Genomic DNA, 24922 nt, shown 5'->3' on the forward strand with positions numbered 1-24922 from the left:
CGTCACCTCCAGGCCCCGGCGGCTCCATACGATGGAGCCATGAGCGATCAGATGTCCATCCTGGAAGACCTCGCCGCCGGCCGCATCGACGCCGCAGAGGCTGCGCGACGCATCGATGCCCTGAAGTCCGACTCCAGCGGGGGCACGGACACCGCCGAACAGGCTGAGCAGTCCACACCCGAATTCGAGGGGGGACGCGCCCAGTTCGCCACCCACACTCGTGAATCCTTCCGGCGTGATCCGGAGCCCGAGGCTGAGGAGGTTCCCGAGGAACCGCGACATGCCGATTCGGATCAGGAGACCGTCGTCGAGGCCGAGATTGTCGAGGAACCCGCTGAGGAGCAGCCGCGACCCCAGGGCACCCGCGGCGTCGACCGCGTGGTCGTTCGTGCTGTCGGACGCCGGGTACGGATCATCGGCGACAGGGCCACCGCGACGGTGACCGCCGACGGACCCCACGTGCTGCGTCGCACCGGCAAGACCCTCGAGGTCGCCAGTGACGGCGAGATCGGCCCCTCACTGAAGGGTTTCAGCATCCTCAAGCCGCCGCGCAGCCTGGACGACCTGCGCACCCTCGGTCTGGGCAAGGAGTTGCTGATCCGGGTGAACCCAGCGATCCCCGTGGACGTGGAGGTCACCGGCGGGGCGCTGACCGTGACAGACGTGCCAGTTCTGGGTCGGGTCCGCGTGACGGTGGGTGGTGCCACCCTCGAGGGCGTCACCGAGGTCGAGGATGCCCTGGTGCAGACCGGCCCGGCCCATGTCACCGGCAGCATCAACCGCGGCCGCTCCCGGATCCGCGTTGAATCGGGGTCGCTGACCATCGAGCTGGGCGCTGAGTCGAATGTGACCGTTCGTGGTGAGGCCCGCTTGGGGCGCGTGGTCTGGCCGGGGGAGGCCGGACCGCTCGATGAGTACGTCGCCGGCAATGGCTCGGCGCGACTGGACGTCGGGGTCGTGATGGGTCAGGCCATCATCAAGGACGCCACCGCCTGACCTGCGCAACCGCAGGACAAATGCCAGCGCCCGTCATCCTCAGTGATGGCGGGCGCTGGCACGGTCTGCAGGAGTGGCGCTAGCCGGAGAAGGGTTCCACCTTCACGATGGTGACGCTGATGGTCTTGCCGGTTGGGGCGACGTAGTCGGCGTCCTCGCCGACCCTCTTGCCGACGATCGCCGACCCGAGCGGGGATTGCGGCGAGTAGACCTGGATGTCCTCGACGGAGTCGTCCAACCCCATCACCTCTCGGCTACCGAGCAGGAAGGTGTCGGTGTCGTCCTCGTCGCCGAAGTAGGCGACGGTGACCATGGTGCCCGGGACGACCTCATCGCCGCTCGTGGGGGCCTCGCCCACCTCGGCGCGACGCAGCATGTCCTCGAGCTGGCGGATACGGGCCTCCATCTGGCCCTGTTCCTCACGGGCGGCGTGGTAGCCGCCGTTCTCGCTCAGGTCGCCCTCCTCACGGGCAGAGGCGATCTTGGCGCTGATTTCGGTCCGGCCCTCACCCTTGAGGTACTCCAGCTCGTTGGTGAGCTTGTCGTACGCCTCCTGGGTCAGCCAGACAACGGATGCGGTATTTGCAGACATTCCGCAATTCTATCCGGTTCGGCGTGGGAACAGCGACAGGGGCCCAGTGGTGTCGCGGGTACTCAGACGAGCCTGCAACTGGTCAGGATCGCGGTGTGCGCGCGAAGGTAGGTCTTGATCGAAGCGGGGATGCGGGCGTCCTTGGCCTCGGAGGGGGGCACCGCGACATCGAGTTCGCCCACGGTCTCACCGGAGGGGGCCTGCGCCTGGACGGTGCAGCGAGCCGCTCTGGACGGGTCGGGCCGATGGACGTTCACCTGCACGTCGACCTGGGCGTCGCTGACAACCCTGTAGCTGTAGAGCTGCCCGTGGACGCCGGGCCGTGACTTCTCCCAGCCGGCCCAGATGCCCCAGCCGAGCAGGGCTCCCACCAGCACCAGGCCGACGACCAGTTGCGGCCAGTGGCGGGTGCGCGGGGGATAGCGTTGGGCAAGCCTCTGGCGATCAGCCTGGCTCAACCCTTCGGGGACCCGAACATCCATGATCTCCACTCTAGTGTGGACGGCAGCCGCGATGACTGCCGGATTCCTGTCAGTGGCCGGCACGAGATGAACGTGGGCGGGTCCCTCGGGTGCGCTGGTGCACAATGGGGCCTATGTCCGAGACCGACCTGCGCCTCCTGCACGTCCATGCCCACCCCGATGACGAGTCGTCCAAGGGGGCGGCGACCACCGCGAAGTACGTCGCCGAGGGCGTCCGCGTGATGGTGGCGACCTGTACCGGCGGCGAACGTGGCAGCGTCCTGAACCCCGCGATGGACCGACCCGAGGTGTGGGCGGACATTGCCGCCATTCGTGCCCAGGAGATGGCTCGCGCCCGCGAGATCCTCGGCGTGGAGCAGGTCTGGCTCGGCTTCGTGGACTCCGGATTCCCCGAGGGGGACCCGCTGCCCCCGCTGCCGGAGGGCTGCTTCGGGCTGGTCGATCCGGTCAAAGCCGCCACACCGCTGGTGCGGGTCATCCGTGACTTCAAGCCCCAGGTGATGACGACCTATGACGAGAAGGGCGGCTACCCGCACCCCGATCACATCATGTGCCACCGGCTCACGATGGAGGCGTTGAAGCAGGCTGCCGACCCCGACGCACACCCCGAGCTGGGGGAACCCTGGCAGGTCAGCAAGCTCTACTACCAGATGTCCTTCCACCGGCTCCGTTTCGCGGCGCTGGATGCTGCCATGCATGAGGCCGGGATGGACTCCCCCTACCGGGAGCGGCTGGCCAACTGGGAGGACTTCGACTACGAGCGTCGCGTCACCACCCGCGTCCCCTGTGCGGAGTACTTCGACGTGCGCGACCGGGCCCTGATCGCTCACGCCACCCAGATCGACCCGAATGGTCCCTGGTTCGAGGTCCCCCAGGACGTGCAGAGCCGGGCCTGGCCCACCGAGGACTTCGAGCTCGCCTTCACCACGGTGCAGTCCGAATTGCCCGAGGACGACCTGTTCGCCGGCCTCCGGGGCGAGGTGCGTCCCACGGCCCACGCTCAGGGGGACGACTTCACCATCTGACCTGCTCGGGGTGGGCCGAGTCATGGGCGGCGACCCGTGACACGGTGACGGGCGGTAACCTTCGACCCATGGGCAATCTGAACTCGGGTCAACTGACGCTGCTGGCCTTCGGTGTGCTGGCGCTTTTCGGCGTGCTTGCGTTCCTGAGCCTGCGCCGCAACATCCGCGGCATCCGCCCGGCCACTCCCGAGGAACTCGAGGCCATGGAACACCCCGGCATTCCTGTGTCGGACAGCCCGTCCGCGGAAACCTGCGAGGTGACTTCCCTGGAGGAGGCCAGCCCCGCCGCGGACCCCACCTCGGGACGCCGCAGCCGACGCGGTCGACGCCCACCCAAGGCGTCCACCCGCAGCTGACTGGTCGTCCGTTCCAGCGCTTCAGGCGATCGCTAGGCTGGCGGCATGCCGAACCGTCTGGCCGATGCCACCTCCCCCTACCTGCTGCAGCACGCCCACCAGCCCGTTGACTGGTGGCCCTGGGGCGAGGACGCCTTCGAGGAGGCCCGCCGACGTGATGTGCCGATCTTCCTGAGCGTGGGCTACGCGGCCTGCCACTGGTGCCATGTCATGGCGCACGAGTCCTTCGACAATCCTGAGATTGCCCAGTTCCTCAACGACAATTTCGTCTCGATCAAGGTCGATCGCGAGGAACATCCCGACGTCGACGCCGTCTACATGAACGCCACCCAGGCGATGACCGGACGCGGCGGCTGGCCGATGAGCGTCTTCCTCACCCCCGAAGGGGTGCCCTTCTTCGCCGGAACCTACTTCCCGCCGGTCGCAGGTGGCGGGATGCCCGGCTTTGGCGACGTCTGCCAGGCACTGTCGCAGGCCTGGCAGGAACGCCGCGAGGAGGTCGTGGGATCGGCAGGTCAGATCCGTGAGCAACTCGCGGAGCTGAACCAGGTGCCCACCGCCGCCGACAAGGCGCCCACCGCGCTCGACACCCTGGAGAAGTTGGGGGAGAGCTACGACATGGTGCACGGCGGCTTCGGGGCTGCGCCCAAGTTCCCGCCGTCGATGCTGCTGGACGCGCTTCTGGTGAAGGGCGACCCGACCAGCCTGGACATGGCCCAGCTGACCTGCGAAACCATGGCCCGTGGCGGCATCCACGACCAGCTCGCCGGCGGCTTCCACCGGTACTCCGTGGACGCCGGCTGGGTGGTGCCCCACTTCGAGAAGATGCTCTACGACAACGCCCTGCTGCTGGGCACCTACACCCGCGCGTGGCGCCGCACCGCTGACCACGACCCCGACAAGCGGGCCCTGTTTGAGCGGGTCATCTTCGGCATCGTTGACTGGCTGCGGGAGGAGATGACCACCGAGAACGGCGGTCTGGCCTCCAGCCTGGATGCTGACTCCGCCGACATCCGCGGCGCGGTGCACGAGGGCATCTTCTACGTCTGGAATCCCGAGCTGCTCACCGATGCGCTGGGCGAGGAGGACGCAGAATTCGCCCAGAAGGTCTTCCACGTCACCTCCGGGGGCACCTTCGAGCACGGCTTCTCCACCCTGCAACTACGCACCGTCTCCGACTGGGAGCGGCTGGAGCGCGTCATCGCCCGCCTGAAGGAGGTCCGGGCCGGACGCTTCCGGCCCGCCCGTGATGACAAGGTCGTGGCGGTCTGGAATGGCCTGGCGATTGACTCCCTGGTGACCGCCGGGATGGTCTTCAACCAGCCCGAGTGGGTCGAGATGGCCCGGCGCGCGGCCGAGGCGGTCTGGACCGTGCACCGGGTGGAGGTGGAGGGCGTGCCGACCCTGCGTCGCACTTCCCGTGATGGCGTCCCCGGGGAGTCGCCGGCTGTCACCGAGGACTTCGGGGCCCTGGCGCTCGGTTTCACCCGCCTGGCCGGCGCCCTGGGCGATGCCCAGTGGCTCGAGCGCGCCATGTGGCTGGTCGACCAGGCCGAGGAGCTGTTCTCCAGCGAGGACGGCGGGTTCCACGATGCGGCCGAGGACGAGCTGCGCTTCGCGCGTCCGCGTGACCTGACCGACAACGCGACCCCCTCGGGCACCGCGACCATGGTGGCCGCGCTTCGGGCGGTCTCCCTGCTGTCGGGGGAGCAGCGCTACATGGAGCGCGCCGACCAGGCGGCCCGGACCACCTGGTCGACCACTGCGGCGATGCCGCGGTTCGCCGGCTGGAGCCTGGCAGACGCGCTGGTGATGGAGGAGGCGCGACGCGGGCTGCGTCCGGCCTACGTCACGATCGTGGTCGACGAGGGCGACCAGCTGAACCAGCTGGTGCGGGCGGCCTGGCGGATGGCGCCAGCCGGGACCGCGCTGGTCGCCGGCCCCGTCGGAACCCAGGGCTTCGGTCACCTGTTCGAGGGACGCGGTCAGATCGACGACAGCGCCACGGCCTATGTCTGCCGCGGGATGACCTGCTTCGAGCCGGTCACCTCCTACGAGGAGCTGAAGACTCCGCTGTGGAGCCGCTGCTGACCCAGAAGGAGCGTGGCCTCACCGCTCTGGAATCTGGGGGACCAGGGTCTTCACACTGAAGCGCGCAAAGTCCCGGTCGAAGCTGACGACCGTTCCATTGACCTCCAGGGCCAGGGCAGCCAGATGGGCGTCGCTGGTGAGGTTGGCCGCTGATCCGCTGGCAGAGAGCAGGCCAGCCAGCACGTCAAGGTGGCGGGGAGACGGTTCGGGTGTGACGACCCGTGGGTGGTCGAGCCATGACCTGACGAGGCCGGTTGCCTCGTCCACAGACAGCGCTTCGGTGAACAGTTGCCGATTCGTGGCGATCCGGAGGAAGGCCAGAAGGCTTGTCCACGGCATTCCCACCACCTCGGTGCCCTCCCGGAGCTGGTGGAGGAGCCACTCCCGGCTGGCCAGGTGCTGGGGTGCGGAGGCGTTCGCCGCGTACAACAGGACGTTGGCATCGATGATGAGCATCACCGACCCTCGGCCATCTTGGTCAGGAGCGCCTCATCCTCCATGGAGGCCGCGAGACGAAGCGCGTGGGTGAGGTCCACTCGGGGCACTCCCATGGAGTAGCTGGGGAACGTGAAGTCCGCCCCGCGGGAGGCTCCCAGGCCGCGCCTCAGGGCGTCATTCACCACCTGCTTGAACGGCAGCTGCCGGGCCGCCATCTCGCGCTCCAACAGGGCCTCGACATCACTGTCCAGAGTGATCGTGGTACGCATGGAGGCATCATAGCATCATAGAGCGTGATGCCATGATGATTCCCTCCTGCGCGCCGGACTGGGGGAGGTCTTGCCAGGCTCGGGGGAGGACCTGCCAGCTCGCTCCGAAGGGGTCGACGATCCAGCCGCAGGCCAGTTGGACCTGGCTTCGGGAGAGCTCGAGGGTCCAGAGCTGGACCTCGCCCGTGGGCTGGTCGGCGTTCTTCAGGGTGAGGTTCCGCAGGACCTTCGAGTTCGGGATGACGGTGGCGTAGAACTCGACGGCCTTCCGGGCCTCCTCGGTGGTGAACCAGAGGCAGGTGAAGACGACGTCACGACTGGCCCTCCTGCACCTTCGTGTCGGTGTCGACGATCATTAGGGTCGCGCCGGCCGGGTCCTGGATGGTGGCCAGGCGACCGAAGGGGGAGTCCTCGGGGCCGTCAAGGACCTTGCCGCCGAGCTCGGTGACGCGCTGGGAGGCGGCATCGCAGTCCTCGACGCGGAAGTAGGTGCGCCAGTAGGAACCCATCTCGGCCGGGATGAAGCCCTGGGCATTGCACAGCCCTGAGCTGGAGGAGTCGGCGGGGCCGTTGGTGAAGTAGTTCGCCTCGGCCTCCGCGTCGTCCGTCGACTCCGCCATCGGGACCGGCTGGAAGTCGAAGACCTCGGTGTAGAACTGCTTGGTGGCCTCGATGTCCTGGCTCATCAGCTCGAACCACACCGGGGTGCCGACGTTCATGGAGAAGTCATAGCCCTCGGTGTCTCCGGACTTCCACATGCCGATCGTCGCGCCGGTGGGGTCGAGCACCATCGAGAAGCGCCCGGCCGCACCCGCGTCGCCGGGTTCCACGATGACGTGGGCACCCTTCTCGGCGGCAAGCTTCGTGCGCGCGTCCACGTCGTCGACGGCGAGATAGACATCCCAGCTGCTCGGGATCGGATTGCCCTCGGGGCAGGTGATCCCGGTGGTGTCCATGCCGCCACCGACCAGCGCGCCATCCTTGGTGGTGATCATGGTGTAGTGCCCCATGGCCTCACCGGAGTCCTCGAACTGCCAGCCGAACAGCTGCTCGTAGAAGGCCTTGCTGGCGGCGAAATCGTTGGACCCGACATCGATCCAGGTGGGGGTGCCAATGCTGCGGTTCATTGCTGTCTCCTGAAGTCACTCGTGGTGTCGTGATCTGACAGCACTCACGCTACGGACGCCTGGAGGTCGGCGTTTGTCCGTTCCTGCGCAGTGTTCAGCCGACCTTGCGGCAGAGGCTGGGCAGGGCGGTGAGCAGGGGCACCGAGTCGGCTCCTGCGGCGGCGAAAACCAGTCGGACGCTGCCGGCTTCGGTGATCGGGCCGTGGTGCACTGCCACCACGGGGCGGGTGGGGGCGAGTTGCTCGGTCACGTCGAGGCCCTTAGGCACGGCGAAGCCGAGAAGCCACGGTGCGCCGGGCGCCAGCGGGAGGTCGACGGGGTCGCCGAACTCGGCCAGCACGCCTCCCCGGGGCAGCCCGACCGGCGCCGGTTGGGGGTACCAGCCCAGCCACAGATGCGCTTTGTCCCCCAGAGCCACAGGCAGCACAGGAGTGATGCGAACGGTCGCCTGGCGTGCGTCCCCGAGCTGGAAGGGGCGGGCAGGGTGGTCAGCGAGCTTGTCGGCAAGATGCCGCAAGGCGCCGGGCGGCACCCCGACGCTGGTCCGGAAGCGGCGGCTGAAACTGGACAGCGAGTCGAAGCCGACAGCGGTGGCGACGTCGATCACAGCGTCGTCGCCGGTGAGCAGCATTCGCTTGGCGGCGTCCATCCTGACAGCGGCGAGGTACCGGGCAGGCGGCACGCGCATGGCTGCCACGAACAGGCGGCTGAAGTGGAAGGGGCTGTAACCCGCCTCATCGGCCAGATCGGCGACAGTGAGATCCTCGTGGAAGCGCTCGGCCACGAGATCGAGCACCGACTTCAGGGCGGGGCCAATCGTGGCAGTGCCCACAGCGGCGGGCACTCCGGTGACAGCGGTCGCGACCATGGGGAGAGGCTACTTCGAGCCGGGCCGACCGCGTCGCTCAACGACCGTATCGACGTTCCCGCTGGGTGAAGGATCGCAGGGCGCGCAAGAAGTCGACGCGCCGGAAATCAGGCCACAGGGCCTCACAGAAGTAGAGCTCGGAGTGCACGCTCTGCCAGATCAGGAATCCCGACACCCGCTGCTCCCCACTGGTGCGGATGATCAGGTCGGGGTCCGGCTGCCCCTTGGTGTACAGGTGGTCGGCGATCTGTTCGATCTCGAGGGTCTCCGCGAGTTCGGAGAGGGAGCTGCCCTTCTCGGCCTCGACGGCCAACAGCGAACGGAAGGCATCGCGCAGCTCGTGGCGTCCTCCGTAGCTGACGGCAACGTTGATGTGGATGCCCTCATGACCTGCGGTGGACGCGGTGGCGCCAGCGAGCCGTTCGGCGATGGGTCCGGGCAGCAGCTCCATCGCCCCCACGATCTGGACGCGCCAGCCGGGGTGGTGGGACAGGTCCTCCACCAGGGTCGCGATCACCTCGAGCAGGTCGTTGAGCTCCCCGTCCTCGGCGCGATGGAGGTTGTCCGTGCTCAACACCCACAGGGTGACCCGCTCGATGCCGGACTCGTCACACCACTCGCAGAACTCCTTGAGCCGCTCGGCGCCGGCCCGGTAGCCGGCGGCCAGTGGCTGGCCCGGGGCATTCAGGCGGGCCCAGCGCCGGTTCCCGTCGGCCATGACGGCGACGTGCTGGGGGAGTCGGGTGCGATCCAGCTCAGCCGCCAACCGCGCCTCGTAGGAGCGGTAGAGCAGGCCCCGCGGGTGCAGGCGGTCGACCAGCTCCTGGACATGCTCGGGCCTGACCAGTCGCTGGAGGTCCTTCTTGGTGACCATGAAGCAGAGCCTAGCCACTCGGAATGTCGTTGCGGCAGCGCGGCGTTCCCGGTGGGGTGGAGGTCCCAGCTTGTGAGCAAACCTACGGAAGCGTAGGTTTGTCCTGCCTACGCAACCGTAACTTTGGAGGTGGTCGCCATGGCGACCCGAACAGTGATCGCTGAGGAGTCCGTGGCTGAGCGCGCGATGGACGCCGTGAAGCCGCGGCTGCGTGGCTGGTTGCACACGGTCATGGCTCCGTTGTGCTTCCTGGGTGGCCTGGTGCTGCTGGTGCTCACCCCGACCGTGGGCGGCAGGGTCGCGGTGGCGGTCTACCTGGTGGCGTCCCTGATGTTGTTCGGCAACAGCGCGGTCTACCACCGCGGCACCTGGCCCGAGGGCACCAGCCGGCTGCTGCGCCGGTTCGACCACGCCAACATCTTCGTCTTCATCGCCGGCACCTACACCCCGCTGGCGGTGCAGCTGCTGACCGGACGCTCGCGCGTCGCGTTGCTGGTGCTGATCTGGTCGGCGGCTCTGCTGGGCGTCCTGTTCCGGGTGCTGTGGCTCTCGGCGCCGCGCTGGCTCTACACCGCGCTCTACGTCCTGATGGGGTGGGCGGCGGTGGGGTGGCTGGCTGAGTTCTGGCGCCACGGCGGACCCCTGGTGGTGGCGCTGATCATCGCGGGCGGCATCGTCTACTCCCTGGGGGCAGTGGTCTATGCGCTCAAGAAGCCGGACCCCTCACCGGCCTGGTTCGGTTTCCACGAGATCTTCCACTCGGCCACCGTGCTGGCGGCCGCCTGCCACTTCGCGGCGATCTGTCTGGCCACCTTCCGCTGACCACATCTCCACCCAAAGGTGGACAGAAGATGAACGATCGGCGCGCCGCCCGGATGTGACCGCGCCGCGAGTTAGCGTCAGCACCAGAAGCAGTCGTCAGGGCCCCATGGCCCCTCTTCCCCGACAATGCTTCGACACGGACGAAGGACCGGCAGGGGTCCGCCGTCGAGGGGTCCTTGCCGCGGGAAGGAAATACCGTGCTCGAGAGCACCTTTGCCCCCTCCGGAGATGTCCAGACCGGTCAGGTGACCGCTCACGACCCCACGCCCGTCACCCCGGTTGGCCGGGACACCGACCTCAAGACCTATGTGATCGACACCTCGGTGCTGTTGAGTGACCCTCGCGCGCTGCTGCGTTTTGCCGAGCACTCGATCGTGTTGCCGATCGTGGTCATTACCGAACTGGAGGCCAAGCGGCACCACCCCGAGCTGGGCTACTTCGCCCGCTCCGCCCTGCGCCTGCTGGACGAGCTGCGGGTCAAGCATGGTCGCCTGGATGCGCCGATCCCCGTCAATGACCAGGGCGGCGTGGTGCACGTGGAGCTGAACCACACCGACGTGGGGCGCCTGCCCGTGGGCTTCCGCCTGGGCGACAACGACACTCGCATCCTCGCGGTGGCGCTCAACTACCAGGCCGAGGGCCACGATGTCGTGCTGGTCTCCAAGGACCTCCCGATGCGCGTCAAGGCCTCGGCAGTTGGCCTCGAAGCCGAGGAGTACCGCGCCGAACTCGCCCGCGACACCGGCTGGACCGGCATGGTCACCCTCGACGTCCCCACCGATGTGGTCGACCAGCTCTACTCCACCGGCACGGCCACCGTGGAGGAGGCCGAGAACCTCCCGGTGCACAGCGGCCTGGTGCTGAACTCGACCGCCGGCTCGGCCCTGGCCCGCAAGCTGCCCTCGGGTGAGGTGCGACTGGTCAAGTCCGACCGTGAGGCCTTCGGCCTGCATGGACGCTCCGCCGAGCAGCGGGTGGCCCTCGACCTGCTGCTCGACCCCGAGGTGGGCATCGTCTCGCTGGGCGGCCGCGCCGGCACCGGCAAGTCCGCGCTCGCACTGTGCGCCGGTCTGGAGCAGGTCATGGAGCGCCGAATGTACTCCAAGGTGATGGTCTTCCGCCCGCTCTACGCGGTCGGTGGCCAGGACCTGGGCTACCTGCCCGGCAGCGAGTCGGAGAAGATGGCGCCCTGGGGCCAGGCAGTCTTCGACACCCTCAGCGCCCACACCAACAAGTTCGTCATCGACGAGATCCTGGAGCAGAACATGCTCGAGGTGCTGCCGCTGACCCACATTCGCGGTCGCTCGCTGCATGACGCCTTCGTGATCGTCGACGAGGCCCAGTCGCTGGAGCGCAACGTCCTGCTGACCGTGCTGAGCCGCATCGGCCAGAACTCCCGCGTGGTGCTCACCCACGACGTGGCCCAGCGCGACAACCTCCGGGTCGGACGCCACGACGGTGTCGCCGCGGTCGTGGAGCGCCTCAAGGGCAACCCGCTGTTCGCCCACGTCACCCTGTCGCGCTCGGAGCGTTCGCCGATCGCTGCCCTGGTCACCGAGATGCTCGAGGATGCCCTCTGATCTGCTGACCACACCCCCGGACCAGTGGGGGGGGGGGCGGGGGGGGGCCCCCCGCCCCCCGCGGGGGGGGCGGGGGGGGCGGCGGCCGCCGCGCGACGTCGCTCCTTGGGGGTCTGGTTGGGGTGGAGCCGCGCCATGCGCTCGGCCTCGGCCTCCGCGCGGGTCTTGGTGGGGCGGCCCTTCTTCGGGGTCTGGCCCTTGCGCAGGGGAGCCTCGGTCGCACCGCCTGCGGCGTCCTCGGCGATGGAGGTGGTGCCAGCAGAGTCGGCGCTCTTCTGCTGGTAGGGGCGCAGGAGTGCCACGATGAATTCCTCAGGGTCGTCGGAGGCCGCAGTGTCGACCAAGGTGTCGAGCCGGCGGCCAGATCCCCCTCATTCTACGAGATGGGCCGCAGGCCTCGCGATGCGCCTCGGCTGTCGGTCCGAGGGCGCGTGGTCATCGAGGCGAGCCTTTCCCCCAATGACCCCTGAAAGCCTGTCGGGCGCACCGTTGCGCCCATAAGGTGGGAGGAGCCACGATCCGACGGGCACCAGCGCCCCCACCCGTCGCACGGTGGGGCGGGGGCAGCAACCACTGGAAGGACACGCAGACTCTCATGGCCGGAATCTTCTCCCGCATCTCGACAGTCTTCCGTGCCAAGGCCGACAAGGCCCTGGACAAGATGGAAGACCCACGCGAGACCCTTGACTACTCCTACCAGCGCCAGCTGGAACTGCTGCAGAAGGTCCGCCGTGGTGTGGCCGATGTCGCCACCAGCCGCAAGCGGGTCGAACTGCAGGCCACCCAGCTCAACAGCGAGGTTGACAAGCTGACGCTCTCGGCCCAGCGAGCCCTCGAACAGGGACGCGAAGATCTCGCTCGCGAGGCCCTCACACGCAAGTCCGGTCTACAGCAGCAACTGGCCGATCTGCAGCAGCAGCACGCCGCTCTCCAGGCTGAGGAGGAGAAGCTCATCCGCGCCAGCACCCGCCTGCAGGCGAAGGTGGACGCCTTCCGCACCCGCAAGGAGACCATCAAGGCCACCTACTCCGCTGCTGAGGCGCAGACCCGCATCAACGAGGCCTTCTCCGGCATGAGCGAGGAGATGGGCGACGTCGGTCTGGCGATCCAGCGCGCCGAGGACAAGACCCTGCAGATGCAGGCTCGGGCCTCCGCAGTGGACGAGCTGCTCGCCTCCGGCGCTCTGGAGGACCCCAGCGGCACCTACAAGAGCGATATCGAGCGCGAGCTGGATGCCCTGGCCTCCGATTCCCAGGTGGAGAACGAGCTGGCGGCGTTGAAGTCGCAGCTGCAGATCGGTGGTGCCCCGCAGACGCAGGGTGCGCTCCCAGCCGGGCACGGCCAGGTTCCCCAGACCCAGCCGACCCAGCACCAGCCCGCTCAGAGCCAGCAGACCCCCACCACCGCCTACCAGGCCCCCGCTGGCGGCTACCAGGCACCCGCTGGCGGCTACCAGGCACCGGGCGCCGCCCAGCAGGCTCCGCGGGACCCCCACGGCAGCCGCCCCGCCCCGCTCGAGGACGGCAACTACGTCGGGCCCGGTGGTGAGGCCGGACACCAGGCCCCCGCCTACCAGCCGCCGGAGCAGGGTGATGCCCCGAACTACCAGCCCCACACCGACGGCGATGTCCCCGCCTACCAGACCGAGGTCGACGACAACGGCCGCTGAGCCGCCACCACATCCAGGAGGAAACCATCATGACCGACAACATCAACGACGAGTTCACCCCGGCCGGTGGCCACGACGGCGGCCACCAGGCGCCGAACTACCAGCAGCCCCATGAGCACGACAATGCCTACCAGCCGATCGAGCAGGGGGACGTTCCCAACTACCAGCCGAAGGTGGCCGACGACCTGCAGGAGGCGGGTGGTGTCCACGACCCGGCGGCCGCAGGCGAGCAGCCTGCTGACCCCTCCGGCGAGATTGCCGGCGGCACGTCCGTCGACGAGGCCGGCATCATCGGGGAGCAGGCATGATCATTCGCATCCTGGGTGAGGGCCAGTGGACAGTCGAGGAGGATCGCCTCGACGACCTGCAGTCCAGTGACGCCAAGGTCGAGCGAGCCGTCGCCGAGAACGATCAGGACGAGCTCAGCGAGGCACTCGCAGGCCTCATCGACCACATCAAGGAGGTCGGCCTTCCGGTCCCCGACGACGTGCTGGCAGACTCGGACCTGATCATCCCCGATGCCGGGTCGACTGTTGATGAGGTGCGCCAGTACCTCGACGAGATCGGCTCCGGCGAAGGGCTCATCTTCAGCTGAAGCGAGATTCCACAATGAGAGTGGTCGTCGCCACGGACCGCCACCCCGCCCTCAGCTCCGCCCAGGCAGGCGCCGCCATCGGCACCGCCTGGGCGGAGCTGCACGCCCAGGTCGCGGTCGTCCCCCTGGGGAATGCGCTGGAGGGCTTCCAGCAAGCCCTGGCCGACCTGTTCGCCGGCAGCCTCGATGTCTTCGCCGACGGCACCAGCCTGTGCGAGGCCGCGACCGAAGCCGGGCTCATCGTGGCCCTGCGCCCCGAACACGTCCCGGCCGAGCCCGGGATCGACGGGGCGTCCAGCTCCCTGGCCCTGGGCCGGCTGGTGCACGATGCGCTGGAGCGGGCCCGGATGCGCGGACCTGTCGCGGAGGTGGTCCTCGAACTCGGTGACCGTCCCTGCCACGACGGAGGCGCCGGACTGCTCTCCGCATGGGGGGCCACCGGCGATCGTCCCCTGGAGGGTGGAGTGGACGCCCTGACCGGGATCACCCGCTGCGACCTGGCCCCGGTACGGGAATGGCTGGGGGACACCCGGCTGACCCTGGTCGTCCCGGCGGGGGAGAAGAGCCGACACCTGGTCGGGTTGAAGGGGATCACCTCGGTGCGAGGTCACCAGGTGGGCATCGACCCGGCCCGGCTGCTCGCCACCGACCAGGCCCTGGTGGACTTCGCCGGTGCCTGCGGCTCGGGGGGAGTCGCCGCCTCCGCGGGGGCTGGTGCAGCCGGTGGCATCGGGCACGCCGTCATGGCGCTGGGCGGGCGTGTTCTCACCGGCGCCGGGTACGGCAGGGAGGCCGCCAAGCTCGACCAGACCATCAGCCGGGCAGACCTGGTGATCACCGGCGGGGGACAGCTCGATTTCGGCACCATGGGCGGTGACGTCCTGTTCACGGTGGTCGAGGCCGCCACCCAGGCGCTGCGGCCGGTGATCGCCATCGCCGAGCAGAACTCCATCTCCCCGCGGGAACTGCGGTCGATCGGCGTGGAGGCCGCCTACTCCGTGCGCGACCCCCAGGCAGCCGGTGGCCCGGTGGAGGCCGGGGAACTGACCCGCGCGGCGCGTCCCGTGGCGGCCAGCTGGGTCTGGTGAGTGCGGAGCTTCGCCCAGCGCGAAATCCGGCTCCCGCGGACTCGGGGCGTCCTTGGCGACTTCGGTCACGGGATCGAGCAGCGTAGACTCGTGGATGCGGTGTGACCTCGATCACCCACCACCCGCATGCGAAAGGGAGACCATGACCACCACCACAGAGCCCACCCTCGCGGGCGTCCAGCTCACCGACGGCGCCGCTGCCAAGGTGAAGTCGCTGCTCGAGGCCGAGGGCAGCCTTGACGAGCTCTCGCTTCGCGTGGCCGTCCAGCCGGGCGGCTGCTCGGGCCTGCGCTACCAGCTCTACTTCGACGACCGCGACCTCGACGGCGACATCGTCAAGGACTACGACGGTGTGAAGGTTGTCACAGACCGCATGTCCGCTCCCTACCTGGGCGGCGCGACCATCGACTTCGTGGACACCATCGAGAAGCAGGGCTTCACCATCGACAACCCCAACGCGGGTGGCTCCTGCGCCTGTGGGGACTCCTTCCACTGAGCTGTGGGTCGCTGCACCCCGTGGGAAGAGGGCGATTCCTCCGCCCCCTCCCAAGGGGTGCGATCGGCCGTTCACCAGCGCCATCCCGCCGTGGGCAGAGGCGACGGGGTGGCGCTTTTGCGTTACGCTGACCCCTGTAGCGGTGGCCAACCACTGCTCGGTTAGGATTCGCGGAGGCCTCACTGTCGGCTCCGTGGAGAAAATCTCGGTACCGGAGGTGACGACGACGTGAGCTTCAAGCGCCATGTCAACAACCCGGGCAGCGGGCGCAAGCTCGGTCGTCCGGCCGCAGGGATGACTGCTGCGGCCTTGCTGCTCCTGGGCGGGTGCAGCGGGCAGGGTGGTCGGTTCGGCCTGCTGGAGGCGGCGAGCGATCGTGCCCCGTTCATGGGCGACCTGTGGAAGGGAGCCTGGATCGCCAGCATCTCGATCGGCGTCCTCGTCTGGGGCCTCATCTTCTACGCGATCTGGCGTTACCGCCGTCGCCCCGGGAACATCGCACCTCGCCAGACGAAGTACCACCTCCCGATGGAGCTGCTGTACACCCTGGTGCCCCTGCTGATCATCGCCGTGCTCTTCTTCTACACCGTGAAGGCGCAGAACCGCGTCCTCGAGCAGGAGGACAAGCCGGACCACGTCATCAACGTGGTCGGCCAGAAGTGGTCTTGGACCTTCAACTACATGGAGCAGGACAACCCTGAGGTCAAGAACGTCGTCCACCAGGTGGGCACGATGTCCTTCATCCCCGACCTGGTCCTGCCGGTCAACAAGTCGGTGCGCTTCAACCTGGCCTCCGCGGACGTCATCCACTCATTCTGGGTGCCGGCCTTCTACTTCAAGCTCGACGTCATCCCCGGGCACCCCAACACCTTCGACCTGACCCCGACCAAGGTCGGCGAGTTCGACGGCAAGTGTGCCGAGCTCTGCGGCACCTACCACGCCCACATGATCTTCAAGGTGAAGGTCGTCTCCGAGGCCGACTACAACGCCTACCTCAAGGGCTTGGCCGCCAGTGGCCAGACCGGTGAGAAGAAGGCGCCCGTCTCGGCCACCCAGATGGCCACCCAGCCCGCGAAGGAGCCCCACAAGTGACCAGTCTCGCTCGCACCGACGTCCGGGTCGGAACCCGGCAGGAAGTCAAGCAGCGCAGCATCGGCAAGCTTGCGATGGACTACCTGACCACCACTGACCACAAGAAGATCGCGAACCTGTACTTCATCACTTCGATGATCTTCTTCTGCTTCGGCGGTCTGCTCGCGCTGGGGATCCGGCTCGAGCTCGCCGCCCCCGGCATGCAGTTCATGCATCAGGAGGTGTTCAACCAGCTGTTCACGATGCACGGCACCGTGATGTTGCTGATGTTCGCCACCCCGTTGTTCTCCGGCTTCGCGAACGCCCTGCTGCCGCTGCAGCTGGGTGCACCGGACGTGGCCTTCCCGCGGCTGAACATGCTGTCCTACTGGCTGTACCTCATCGGTTCGCTGATGGCCTGCGCCGGCTTCCTCAGCCCTGGTGGCGCTGCCTCCTTCGGCTGGTTCGCCTACGCCCCGCTCTCGGACGCCATCCACTCCCCGGGGGTGGGTGGCGACCTGTGGATCATGGGCGTCTACCTGCTGGGTCTCTCCTCGATCCTTGGTTCGGTCAACTTCGTGACCACGATCGTCACCATGCGCGCCCCGGGCATGACCATGTTCCGCATGCCGATCTTCTGCTGGAACATCCTGGTCACCGCCATCCTGGTGCTCATCGTGTTCCCGGTGCTGTCGGCGGGTCTGCTGGTCCTGGAGGCTGACCGTGTCATCGGCACGAACATCCTGGATTCCGCCCACGGAGGCCCGATCCTGTGGCAGCACCTCTTCTGGTTCTTCGGCCACCCTGAGGTCTACATCATCGCCCTGCCCTTCTTCGGGATCATCACCGAGGTCATCGCCGTGTTCAGCCGCAAGCCCGTCTTCGGTTACGTCGGCCTGGTCATGGCCACCCTGACCATCGGCGCCCTGTCGGTGTCGGTGTGGGCCCACCACATGTTCGTGACCGGTGCCGTCTCGCTGCCGTTCTTCTCCTTCATGACCTTCATGATCGCGGTGCCCACCGGTGTGAAGTTCTTCAACTGGATCGGCACCATGTGGGGCGGCTCCATCAGCTTCGACACTCCGATGCTGTGGGCGATCGGCTTCCTGACCACCTTCCTCTTCGGGGGTCTGACCGGCGTGATCCTGGCCTCCCCGCCACTGGACTTCAACGTCTCCGACACCTACTTCGTCGTCGCCCACTTCCACTACGTGCTCTTCGGCACGGTGGTGTTCGCGATGTTCGCGGGGTACTACTTCTGGTGGCCAAAGTTCACCGGCCGCATGCTCAACGAGACCTGGGGCAAGATCCACTTCTGGACCCTGTTCTTCGGTTTCCACCTCACCTTCCTGGTGCAGCACTGGCTCGGTGTTGAGGGCATGCAGCGTCGTATCGCTGACTATGGCAACTGGGAGGGCTTCACCCTGCTCAACCAGATCTCGACCTTCGGCGCCTTCCTGCTCGGCGTGAGCTTCCTGCCCTTCTTCTGGAATGTCTGGATCTCCCGCAACAGCCCGAAGGTCACCGTGGACGACCCGTGGGGCTGGGGACGCTCGCTGGAGTGGGCGACCTCCTGCCCGCCACCGCGCCACAACTTCGACAAGCTGCCGCGCATCCGTTCGCCGTACCCCGCCTTCGACGCCAAGCACCCCGAGCTGGTCGAGGCCGAGTACGAGGTGCCTGCGGAGATCCGTGATCGCTACGAGAATGACGCCAAGGAGCTCGTCCGATGAAGTCAGAGAAGACCATTTTCGGTGCTCTCGGCATCTACTTCCTGATCGTCGGTGCCGCCTACTACTTCCTGACCGAGGAACTGGTCGGCACCGTGGCCCTCATCCTGACCGCCGTGATGTCGTTCATCATCACGACCTACCTGGCGGTGGCCGGCAAGCAGACGGGTCGGCGTCTGGAGGATGATGTCGACGCCGAGATCTACCAAGGTGCCGGCGAGCTGGGATTCTTCCCGCCGCAGTCCATCTGGCCGCTGTGGGTCGCCCTCACCATCGGCGTGATCTGCCTGGGGCCGGTGTTCGGCTGGTGGCTGACCCTGGCCGGCATCGGCATGGGCCTGTGGTCGGTCACCGGCTGGGTGATGCAGTTCTACCGCGGCGACTACGCCCACTGAGCCTCGACTCTCCTGAAACGGCAAACGCCGCGCCCTTCGGGGCGCGGCGTTCGCACGTTGTCGGCCGGCTCACCAGCTCGAATGCAGCGGGCGACCCTCCTCGAAGCCGGCAGAGCTCTGGACGCCCACGACGGCGCGCTCGTGGAACTCCGTGAGGTCGGCAGCCCCGGCGTAGGTGCACGACGAGCGGACGCCGGAGGTGATGAAGTCGACCAGGTCCTCCACCCCGGGCCGGGCCGGGTCGAGGTACATCCTGGAGCTCGAGATGCCTTCCTCGAAAAGGGCAGCGCGGGCGCGGTCGAAGGGGCTCTGCGACATGGTGCGGTGGCGGACCGCGCGGGCGCTGGCCATGCCGAAGGACTCCTTGTACCGCCGGCCCTGGTGGTCCACCAGCATGTCGCCGGTGGACTCGTGGGTTCCGGCGAACCAGGAACCGATCATCACCGAGCCGGCACCAGCAGCGAGGGCCAGGGCCACATCGCGGGGGAAGCGGACGCCGCCGTCTGCCCAGACCGACCTGCCCAACTCGTGGGCTGCCGCAGCACACTCCAGCACTGCGCTGAACTGTGGGCGTCCGACTCCGGTCTGCATGCGCGTCGTACACATCGCACCCGGGCCCACACCCACCTTCACGATGTCGGCGCCGGCCTCGCTCAGCTCACGCACCCCCTCGGCGGTGACCACGTTCCCGGCCACCAGCGGGATACGACGGCCGGTCTGCCCAGCGAATTCCTCGCGCACGGCGTGGACCGCCTCCAGTGCGTCGATCATCGTGTCCTGGTGGCCATGCGCTGTGTCCATGACCAGCACGTCGGCATCGGCCTCCAGCAGGGCTCGCGCGCGTCCTGCGACGTCGCCATTGATGCCGACCGCGGTGCCGATCATCAAGCGTCCCTGGGGGTCCAGGGCCGGACGGTAGAGGGCCGAGCGCAGGGCGCCTCGAGAGGTCATCAGTCCCACGAGCTGGTCGTCCTGGACCCCCAGCACGACCTTGTGGTGACGCTCGGACAGGGCCGTGAAGACCTCCTCGGGGGTCGCAGTGACCGGCACCAGGCTCAGGTCGCGGACCATGACGTCCTGCACTTGGGCAAAGCGGTCGGCACCCTCACATTCGGCGGGGCTCACCATGCCGATCGGTCGGCCGTCCTCGACCACGATCGCGACGCCGTGAGCGCGCTTCTGCATCAGGCTCATGGCCTCGCCCACCGTCGTGGTGGGGTCGACGGTGATGGCGGTGTCGAACTGGGTGTGGGCCTGCTTGACGCGGGTGATCGACGTGGCCACGAACTCGGTGGGAATGTCCTGGGGGAGGATGGCGATGCCGCCCCGGCGTGCGATGGTCTCCGCCATCCGGCGGCCGGAGATGGCGGTCATGTTCGCGACGACCAGCGGCAAGGGCGTCGCCAGCCCATCAGTACTGGTGAGGTCGACGTTCTGGCGCGAACCCACCGAGGATCGGCTGGGCGTCATGAAGACGTCGTTGTAGGTCAGGTCATGGTCCGGAGGACTCTTCAAGAACTTCACGCTCTCGATTGTCTCCCACGGCGACGATGTTCCCGAATGTTCATGTTCACCACGTCGTGGGGAGTGGCGTGGCTCGATAGCGTGGAGCCTGGGCCGGTGCGCCCACTTCCGCCCCGCAGAAAGGCTGACGATGGTCAACGACCTCTTCGACACCTCACCGGAGAAGCGCGCGAACCTGCGTGAGTTCATTGATCGACTCGTGACCGATGGGTACACCGTGGGCGACGTCGAGGGCCCGGACCCCGACCTGATCGACCCGCAGGGACGCGCCGTCAAGACTTGGCAGCAGGACTACCCCTACGAGCAGCTGATGGATCGCCAGACCTATGAGGAGGAGAAGTACAAGCTCCAGGTCGAGCTGCTGAAGCTGCAGTACTGGGGGCAGGACCACGGCATCAAGCAGCTCCTCATCTTCGAGGGTCGCGACGCCGCCGGCAAGGGTGGCACGATCAAGCGTTTCACCGAGCACCTCAACCCCCGAGCGGCCCGTGTCGTGGCGCTGAACAAGCCCAATGACGAGGAATCAGGGCAGTGGTACTTCCAGCGCTACATTCGCCACCTGCCCACTGCCGGCGAGATGGTCCTGTTCGATCGTTCCTGGTACAACAGGGCCGGTGTGGAGCGCGTGATGGGCTTTTGCTCGCAGGCGGAGTACGAGATCTTCATGCGCCAGGTGCCCGAATTCGAGCGGATGCTGGTCGAGTCCGGTATCCACCTGACCAAGTTCTGGTTCTCGGTGACCCAGCGTGAGCAGCGGACGCGGTTCGCCATTCGCCAGATTGATCCGGTGCGCCGCTGGAAGCTCTCTCCGATGGACCTGGAGTCGCTGGACAAGTGGGAGGCCTACACGGACGCCAAGGAGGCCATGATCCTGGGCACCGACACCGATGTGGCCCCGTGGACCACCATCAAGTCCAATGACAAGAAGCGGGCCCGCCTCAATGCGATGCGGTTCTTCCTCAACCAGTTCCAGTACGAGGGACGCGACGACTCGGTCGTCTACCCGCCCGACCCGCTCATCGTCCAGCGTGGTCGTGACTCCATCGCCGACTGATCGCCCGCGCTCCTTCGAGGGGCGCGATCACGGCAGCCGGGATGACATCCAGGCGATGGTGCTGCTGGCCGCCGAGCTGGTTCCGTGGGGGAGAGTCATCAGCTACGGCGACGTGGCCGAACTCGTGGGCGGCGGTGCCCGTCAGGCTGGCCGGATCATGGCGCTGCACGGCGCGCACACCCCATGGTGGCGAGTGGTGAACCATGCCGGTGACCTGCCGCAGCATCTCCTCGTCGCGGCGAAGTTCCACTGGCAGCGCGAGGGCATCACGATGAAACCCAGTGGCCGAGGCTGCCGCATCGGGCGGCACCGCGCCGATCTCGTCGCTCTCGCGGACGCATGGGAGCAGGCCCGCGCAGCAATGGCTCGCTCAGCGACGGAATGACTGGCTGAGTGGTACCCAGCGGTCCAGCAGTGCGGCCGCAGCGCCCGAGTCGATCGCGTCTGCGGCGCGCACCAAACCACCGCGCAGCTGCTCCTCGAAGCCGCCCTCCAGGTCGGGGGAGTCATAGGCCACCAGCGCGGCCGCAGCATTGAGCAGGACAATGTCACGCACTGGCCCTCGGCGTCCCTCGACCAGGGCGCGGACCACCTGGGCATTGTGGGCCGGCGGGCCGCCGGTGAGGTCCTCGGGGGCCGCCGAGGACAGCCCCAGCGTGGTGGGGTCGAGTTCGGTGGCCACCACGCGTCCATCGGCGAAGAGCCAGACCGAGGAGGTGGTCGTGGTGGTCAACTCGTCCAGGCCGTCCTGGCCGTGGAAGACCAGGCCCCGTCCGCCGCGCTGGCTCATGACACCTGCCATCAGCGGGGCGAGGTGGGCATTGGCGACACCGATGGCCTGGGCGCGGGGGCGGGCCGGATTGGACAGCGGGCCCAGGAAGTTGAACGTGGTCTGTACGCCCAGTTCGCGGCGGGCGCCAGCAGCATGTCGCAGTGAGGAGTGGAAGAAGGGGGCGAAGAGGAAGGTCATGCCGACCTGGTCGAGGATCTCCGCGTGGTGTTCCACTGGCACCTCGAGGGCGACACCCAGTTCCTCCAGGCAGTCCGCCGTCCCGCAGAGGGAGCTGGCGGCGCGGTTGCCATGCTTGATGACCTTGGCGCCTGCGGAGGCAGCCACGATGGAGGCCATCGTGGAGACGTTGACGGTGTTGGCGCGGTCCCCTCCCGAACCGACCACGTCCACGGCCTCCGGGTTCAGGTCGAGCTGCGTGGCGCGGGCCAGCATGGCGTCGGCCAGGCCGCCGATCTCGTCCACCGTCTCACCCTTCGCGCGAAGGGCGACCGCGAAACCGGCGATCTGCACGGGGGTGGCGTTGCCCTGGAGCACCTCGTCCATTGCCCAGGTCGCGGTGGCGGTATCGAGGTCGCGTCCGCTGATGAGGGTGCTGAGGACTTCTGGCCAGGTGTGGTTCTGCTCAGGCATGTGTCAGGACGTCAGGCGTTCGCGGGCAGTGCCACACCAGCACGGTGCTTGCGGACCATGTCGGCGAAGACCACGGGGAGCTTCAGGTCGTCGACCGGGAGGTTGGCCACGGCCTCCGCGCGCGACCAGGTGGCCAGCCAGGCATCCGCCTGACGGGCGACCAGCACCAGCACCGGCGGGCAGTCGGCAACCTCGTCCTTGATCTGGTAGGCCAACCCCATTCCGCCAGCAGGGACGGCCTCCCCGTCGAAGATCAGTGCGTCGTAACGGGAGGCGTCGAGGGCACGCAGCACGGCGGGGGCGGTGGCGACGTCGAAGTACTCGACCTCGGGCAGGTCGGCAGCTACACGGCGCCCGAGGGCGAGGCGGATCTGCTCGCGCGTGTTGCGGTCGTCGGAGTAGACCATGACCTTCAGGGTTCCCTGGTCGCGACCGGCTTCCTGCTCGGTGCGGGGCTGCTCAACGCTCATCAGGATCGTCCTTCACATGTGCTTCCGGCAGGGAGCCGGCCAGGTCGTTTGAGCCGTCAGGGACGGGCTGGGACAACACTCTAGCGTGGGCCTCGGCCTCCTCGGCACGGTCCAGGGCGCGGTCCACACGGCGGGCTTCCTTCTGGGAGTCCTTGTACCAGTTGATGACCAGCGCCGTCAGCATGGTGAACATCGTCAGGTCGCCGGTCGCCCACAGGATGGCGCCGGCCCAGGACTGGTCGCGCATCGGCGAGATTCCCCAGTCGCGGTCGAAGGCGAGGTACCACTCCTCGGCCACCAGGCGCTGGGCGCCCATGATCGTGACGCCGATGAACGCGTGTCCGGGCATGGAGAGCAGCACCAGGAGCAGTCTCAGGGGGTAGGGCAGCTTGTTGGGCAGCGGGTCAGTGCCCAGAATCGGGATGAAGAAGGCGGTGCCGATGTAGACCATCCAGATGTGCATGATGTTGTGCGCCCAGTCATGGCGCATCGTGAACTCGTACAGAGGGGTCATGTAGAGCGCGAAGGGGTAGCCGATCATGCACAGGGTGGTCAGCGGCGGGAAGAGCAGGATCTTCGCGATGGTGGAGTGCAGTACCGCGAGCAGCCAGGCCCGCGGCCGGCGGGGGAGTGTCCTGAGCGCCAGGGTGACCGGCGCTGCCTGGGCGATGTGGACGCCGGCGATCATGGTGATCAGCATGTGCTGCACCATGTGCACCCAGAACAGGACATTGTCGTAGACCCCCAGGAAACCGCACAGCGAGACCAGCAGCAGCAGGTGGGCCATGATCCAGGAGACTGTGCGCAGCAGTGGCCACCGGTCGCCGCGCCGGTGGAGCATGTGCACACCCCAGAGGTAGATCCCCAGAGAGAGCAACAGCGGGATCACGGCCCATGGTGACAAATCCCACGCCGTCAGGTACCGCCACCCCTCGAGGGGCTCGATGGCGTCCTCGGGGCGAGCGTGCAGCGGGAGCAGGAGAAGGAGTGTCTGGGGGCCGGACATGGCTGGGATTATCCCACCATCAGTCAAAGGCCTGCCCCCGGGGGCCGGCTCCACCCCATCCTCGCAAGCCCGGACGGCATTCCTCGGTGCCCACCCCAGAGGCCATGATTTCAGCGCCACATCGTGGACCTCGCTGCGTCCGACATGACCAATCGTGAATTTGTGGCCATAATGACCCCGTGGCTACTCAACAGACGACTCGCACCATCACGGTGCCCAGCGGCGCCTTGCACCCCATTGCGCCTGCCCGGCTCAACAAGCCCGCCGGACGACCTGATCTGGTCCCGGTCGGCACGTGGGTGTGGCTCGCCAGCGAACTGATGTTCTTCGCGGCGCTGTTCGCAGCCTTCTTCATGATCCGCGAGAACACCAACAACCTCGCCGCCGACGGCGCCACGACGCTGTGGCAGTCGGAGAAGGCCCACCTCGCGGTCACCTTCGCGGCCATCAACACCGGCATCCTGGTGCTGTCCTCGATCACCTGCCAGTTCGGCGTCCACCAGGCCGAGCACGGTCGGGTCAAGCGCATCGGCGGACTGTTGAACATCGCCAAGTGGGGCATGCGCGAGTGGTACATCCTCAGCTTCATCCTGGGCTCGATCTTCATTGCCGGTCAGGCCATGGAGTACGCCACGCTCGCCGGTGAGGGCTTCAACCCCTCCAGCAACGTCTACTGGTCCCTCTTCTTCCTGGCGACCGGCTTCCACGGCCTCCACGTGATCGGTGGCCTCATCGCCTTCCTCTACGCGATCGCGCGCACGATGGTGACCAAGACCTTCACCCACGAGCAGACCGTCACGGCGATGGTGGTGTCCTACTACTGGCACTTCGTCGACGTCGTGTGGATCGTGCTGTTCGCGGCCATCTACATCCTGCCCTGA

General features: G+C 67.6%; 27 protein-coding genes and 2 pseudogenes. 17 read left to right on the plus strand and 12 right to left on the minus strand.

Annotation, left to right across the window (positions count from 1 at the left end):
* The first annotated feature begins 39 nt into the window (after positions 1-39).
* A complete protein-coding gene (locus M3G03_RS04690) occupies positions 40-996 on the plus strand; it encodes a hypothetical protein (protein WP_259808471.1) in 957 nt (318 codons plus the stop codon).
* A 79-nt stretch (positions 997-1075) separates the two neighbouring features.
* Here the strand turns inward: M3G03_RS04690 and greA are convergent, their stop codons facing one another.
* On the minus strand, positions 1076-1588 hold the full coding sequence (gene greA, locus M3G03_RS04695) for a transcription elongation factor GreA (protein WP_259808472.1): 513 nt from the start codon (positions 1586-1588) through the stop codon (positions 1076-1078).
* Between the two features lie 62 nt (positions 1589-1650).
* The gene (locus M3G03_RS04700) at positions 1651-2070 is read right to left on the minus strand and encodes a DUF4307 domain-containing protein (protein ID WP_259808473.1); all 420 of its coding nucleotides are present in this window, start codon (positions 2068-2070) and stop codon (positions 1651-1653) included.
* A gap of 113 nt (positions 2071-2183) precedes the next feature.
* Here M3G03_RS04700 and mca point away from each other — a divergent pair, with 113 nt between their 5' ends.
* From mca to M3G03_RS04715, 3 genes are all read left to right on the plus strand, one after another.
* The gene (mca, locus tag M3G03_RS04705; RefSeq protein WP_259808474.1) at positions 2184-3095 is read left to right on the plus strand and encodes a mycothiol conjugate amidase Mca; all 912 of its coding nucleotides are present in this window, start codon (positions 2184-2186) and stop codon (positions 3093-3095) included.
* 68 nt (positions 3096-3163) lie between these two features.
* Positions 3164-3451 carry a hypothetical protein gene (locus tag M3G03_RS04710; RefSeq protein WP_259808476.1) on the plus strand — a complete coding sequence of 96 codons (288 nt, stop codon included), beginning with the start codon at positions 3164-3166 and terminating at the stop codon, positions 3449-3451.
* A gap of 45 nt (positions 3452-3496) precedes the next feature.
* A complete protein-coding gene (locus M3G03_RS04715; protein WP_259808479.1) occupies positions 3497-5542 on the plus strand; it encodes a thioredoxin domain-containing protein in 2046 nt (681 codons plus the stop codon).
* An 18-nt stretch (positions 5543-5560) separates the two neighbouring features.
* Here the strand turns inward: M3G03_RS04715 and M3G03_RS04720 are convergent, their stop codons facing one another.
* From M3G03_RS04720 to M3G03_RS04740, 6 genes and pseudogenes are all read right to left on the minus strand, one after another.
* A complete protein-coding gene (locus tag M3G03_RS04720) occupies positions 5561-5998 on the minus strand; it encodes a TA system VapC family ribonuclease toxin (protein WP_259808480.1) in 438 nt (145 codons plus the stop codon).
* A complete protein-coding gene (locus M3G03_RS04725; RefSeq protein ID WP_259808482.1) occupies positions 5998-6249 on the minus strand; it encodes a hypothetical protein in 252 nt (83 codons plus the stop codon). Before M3G03_RS04725 ends, M3G03_RS04720 begins: the two co-directional genes overlap by 1 nt.
* 7 nt (positions 6250-6256) lie before the next feature.
* Positions 6257-6544: pseudogene (locus tag M3G03_RS12910) on the minus strand (VOC family protein); the annotation flags it as partial.
* A gap of 16 nt (positions 6545-6560) precedes the next feature.
* Positions 6561-7376 (minus strand): VOC family protein, encoded by an 816-nt coding sequence (locus M3G03_RS04730; RefSeq protein WP_259808484.1) that lies wholly within the window; start codon positions 7374-7376, stop codon positions 6561-6563.
* A 94-nt stretch (positions 7377-7470) separates the two neighbouring features.
* Entirely contained in the window at positions 7471-8244 is a 774-nt protein-coding gene (locus M3G03_RS04735) for a helix-turn-helix transcriptional regulator (protein WP_259808486.1), read from the minus strand.
* A 37-nt stretch (positions 8245-8281) separates the two neighbouring features.
* Positions 8282-9118, minus strand: a complete 837-nt coding sequence (locus tag M3G03_RS04740) for an isoprenyl transferase (protein ID WP_259808488.1) — start codon at positions 9116-9118, stop codon at positions 8282-8284.
* 186 nt (positions 9119-9304) lie between these two features.
* On the opposite strand from M3G03_RS04740, the gene M3G03_RS04745 reads away from it, so the two are divergent.
* The 10 genes and pseudogenes from M3G03_RS04745 to M3G03_RS04790 all read left to right on the plus strand — a co-directional run bounded on the left by M3G03_RS04745 (position 9305) and on the right by M3G03_RS04790 (position 18564).
* Positions 9305-9940, plus strand: a complete 636-nt coding sequence (locus tag M3G03_RS04745) for a hemolysin III family protein (protein ID WP_259808608.1) — start codon at positions 9305-9307, stop codon at positions 9938-9940.
* Positions 9941-10137: 197 nt separating this feature from the next.
* A complete protein-coding gene (locus tag M3G03_RS04750) occupies positions 10138-11520 on the plus strand; it encodes a PhoH family protein (protein WP_396121873.1) in 1383 nt (460 codons plus the stop codon).
* A 595-nt stretch (positions 11521-12115) separates the two neighbouring features.
* Positions 12116-12811: pseudogene (locus M3G03_RS04755) on the plus strand (PspA/IM30 family protein); the annotation flags it as partial.
* A gap of 407 nt (positions 12812-13218) precedes the next feature.
* On the plus strand, positions 13219-13497 hold the full coding sequence (locus M3G03_RS04760; RefSeq protein ID WP_259808491.1) for a hypothetical protein: 279 nt from the start codon (positions 13219-13221) through the stop codon (positions 13495-13497).
* A complete protein-coding gene (locus tag M3G03_RS04765; RefSeq protein ID WP_259808492.1) occupies positions 13494-13784 on the plus strand; it encodes a PspA-associated protein PspAA in 291 nt (96 codons plus the stop codon). Before M3G03_RS04760 ends, M3G03_RS04765 begins: the two co-directional genes overlap by 4 nt.
* Before the next feature lie 14 nt (positions 13785-13798).
* Complete coding sequence (locus M3G03_RS04770; protein ID WP_259808494.1) at positions 13799-14872, plus strand: glycerate kinase; 1074 nt, start codon at positions 13799-13801, stop codon at positions 14870-14872.
* Between the two features lie 142 nt (positions 14873-15014).
* Entirely contained in the window at positions 15015-15368 is a 354-nt protein-coding gene (locus M3G03_RS04775; protein WP_259808496.1) for an iron-sulfur cluster assembly accessory protein, read from the plus strand.
* Positions 15369-15662: 294 nt separating this feature from the next.
* The gene (gene coxB, locus M3G03_RS04780; RefSeq protein WP_259808610.1) at positions 15663-16460 is read left to right on the plus strand and encodes a cytochrome c oxidase subunit II; all 798 of its coding nucleotides are present in this window, start codon (positions 15663-15665) and stop codon (positions 16458-16460) included.
* A 74-nt stretch (positions 16461-16534) separates the two neighbouring features.
* Positions 16535-18172, plus strand: coding sequence for a cytochrome c oxidase subunit I (ctaD, locus tag M3G03_RS04785; RefSeq protein WP_259808611.1), 1638 nt, complete (start codon positions 16535-16537; stop codon positions 18170-18172).
* On the plus strand, positions 18169-18564 hold the full coding sequence (locus M3G03_RS04790) for a cytochrome c oxidase subunit 4 (RefSeq protein ID WP_259808498.1): 396 nt from the start codon (positions 18169-18171) through the stop codon (positions 18562-18564). Before ctaD ends, M3G03_RS04790 begins: the two co-directional genes overlap by 4 nt.
* Before the next feature lie 69 nt (positions 18565-18633).
* Here the strand turns inward: M3G03_RS04790 and M3G03_RS04795 are convergent, their stop codons facing one another.
* Positions 18634-20088, minus strand: coding sequence for a GuaB1 family IMP dehydrogenase-related protein (locus M3G03_RS04795; protein WP_259808500.1), 1455 nt, complete (start codon positions 20086-20088; stop codon positions 18634-18636).
* A 130-nt stretch (positions 20089-20218) separates the two neighbouring features.
* Here M3G03_RS04795 and ppk2 point away from each other — a divergent pair, with 130 nt between their 5' ends.
* Complete coding sequence (ppk2, locus tag M3G03_RS04800; protein ID WP_259808502.1) at positions 20219-21142, plus strand: polyphosphate kinase 2; 924 nt, start codon at positions 20219-20221, stop codon at positions 21140-21142.
* A complete protein-coding gene (locus M3G03_RS04805; RefSeq protein WP_259808504.1) occupies positions 21123-21527 on the plus strand; it encodes an MGMT family protein in 405 nt (134 codons plus the stop codon). The genes ppk2 and M3G03_RS04805 overlap by 20 nt, the downstream gene beginning before the upstream one ends.
* Here M3G03_RS04805 and trpD read toward each other — a convergent pair.
* From trpD to M3G03_RS04820, 3 genes are read right to left on the minus strand one after another with little or no spacing between them, the layout of a single operon-like run.
* Positions 21513-22565 carry an anthranilate phosphoribosyltransferase gene (gene trpD / locus M3G03_RS04810; RefSeq protein WP_259808507.1) on the minus strand — a complete coding sequence of 351 codons (1053 nt, stop codon included), beginning with the start codon at positions 22563-22565 and terminating at the stop codon, positions 21513-21515. The genes M3G03_RS04805 and trpD overlap by 15 nt on opposite strands.
* 11 nt (positions 22566-22576) lie before the next feature.
* Entirely contained in the window at positions 22577-23035 is a 459-nt protein-coding gene (locus M3G03_RS04815; protein WP_259808509.1) for a response regulator, read from the minus strand.
* On the minus strand, positions 23025-24041 hold the full coding sequence (locus M3G03_RS04820) for a cytochrome c oxidase assembly protein (protein ID WP_259808511.1): 1017 nt from the start codon (positions 24039-24041) through the stop codon (positions 23025-23027). The genes M3G03_RS04815 and M3G03_RS04820 overlap by 11 nt, the downstream gene beginning before the upstream one ends.
* Before the next feature lie 278 nt (positions 24042-24319).
* Here M3G03_RS04820 and M3G03_RS04825 point away from each other — a divergent pair, with 278 nt between their 5' ends.
* Positions 24320-24922, plus strand: coding sequence for a heme-copper oxidase subunit III (locus M3G03_RS04825; protein WP_259808612.1), 603 nt, complete (start codon positions 24320-24322; stop codon positions 24920-24922).

The organism is Aestuariimicrobium sp. p3-SID1156 (assembly GCF_025144225.1).
Lineage (GTDB): Bacteria > Actinomycetota > Actinomycetes > Propionibacteriales > Propionibacteriaceae > Aestuariimicrobium.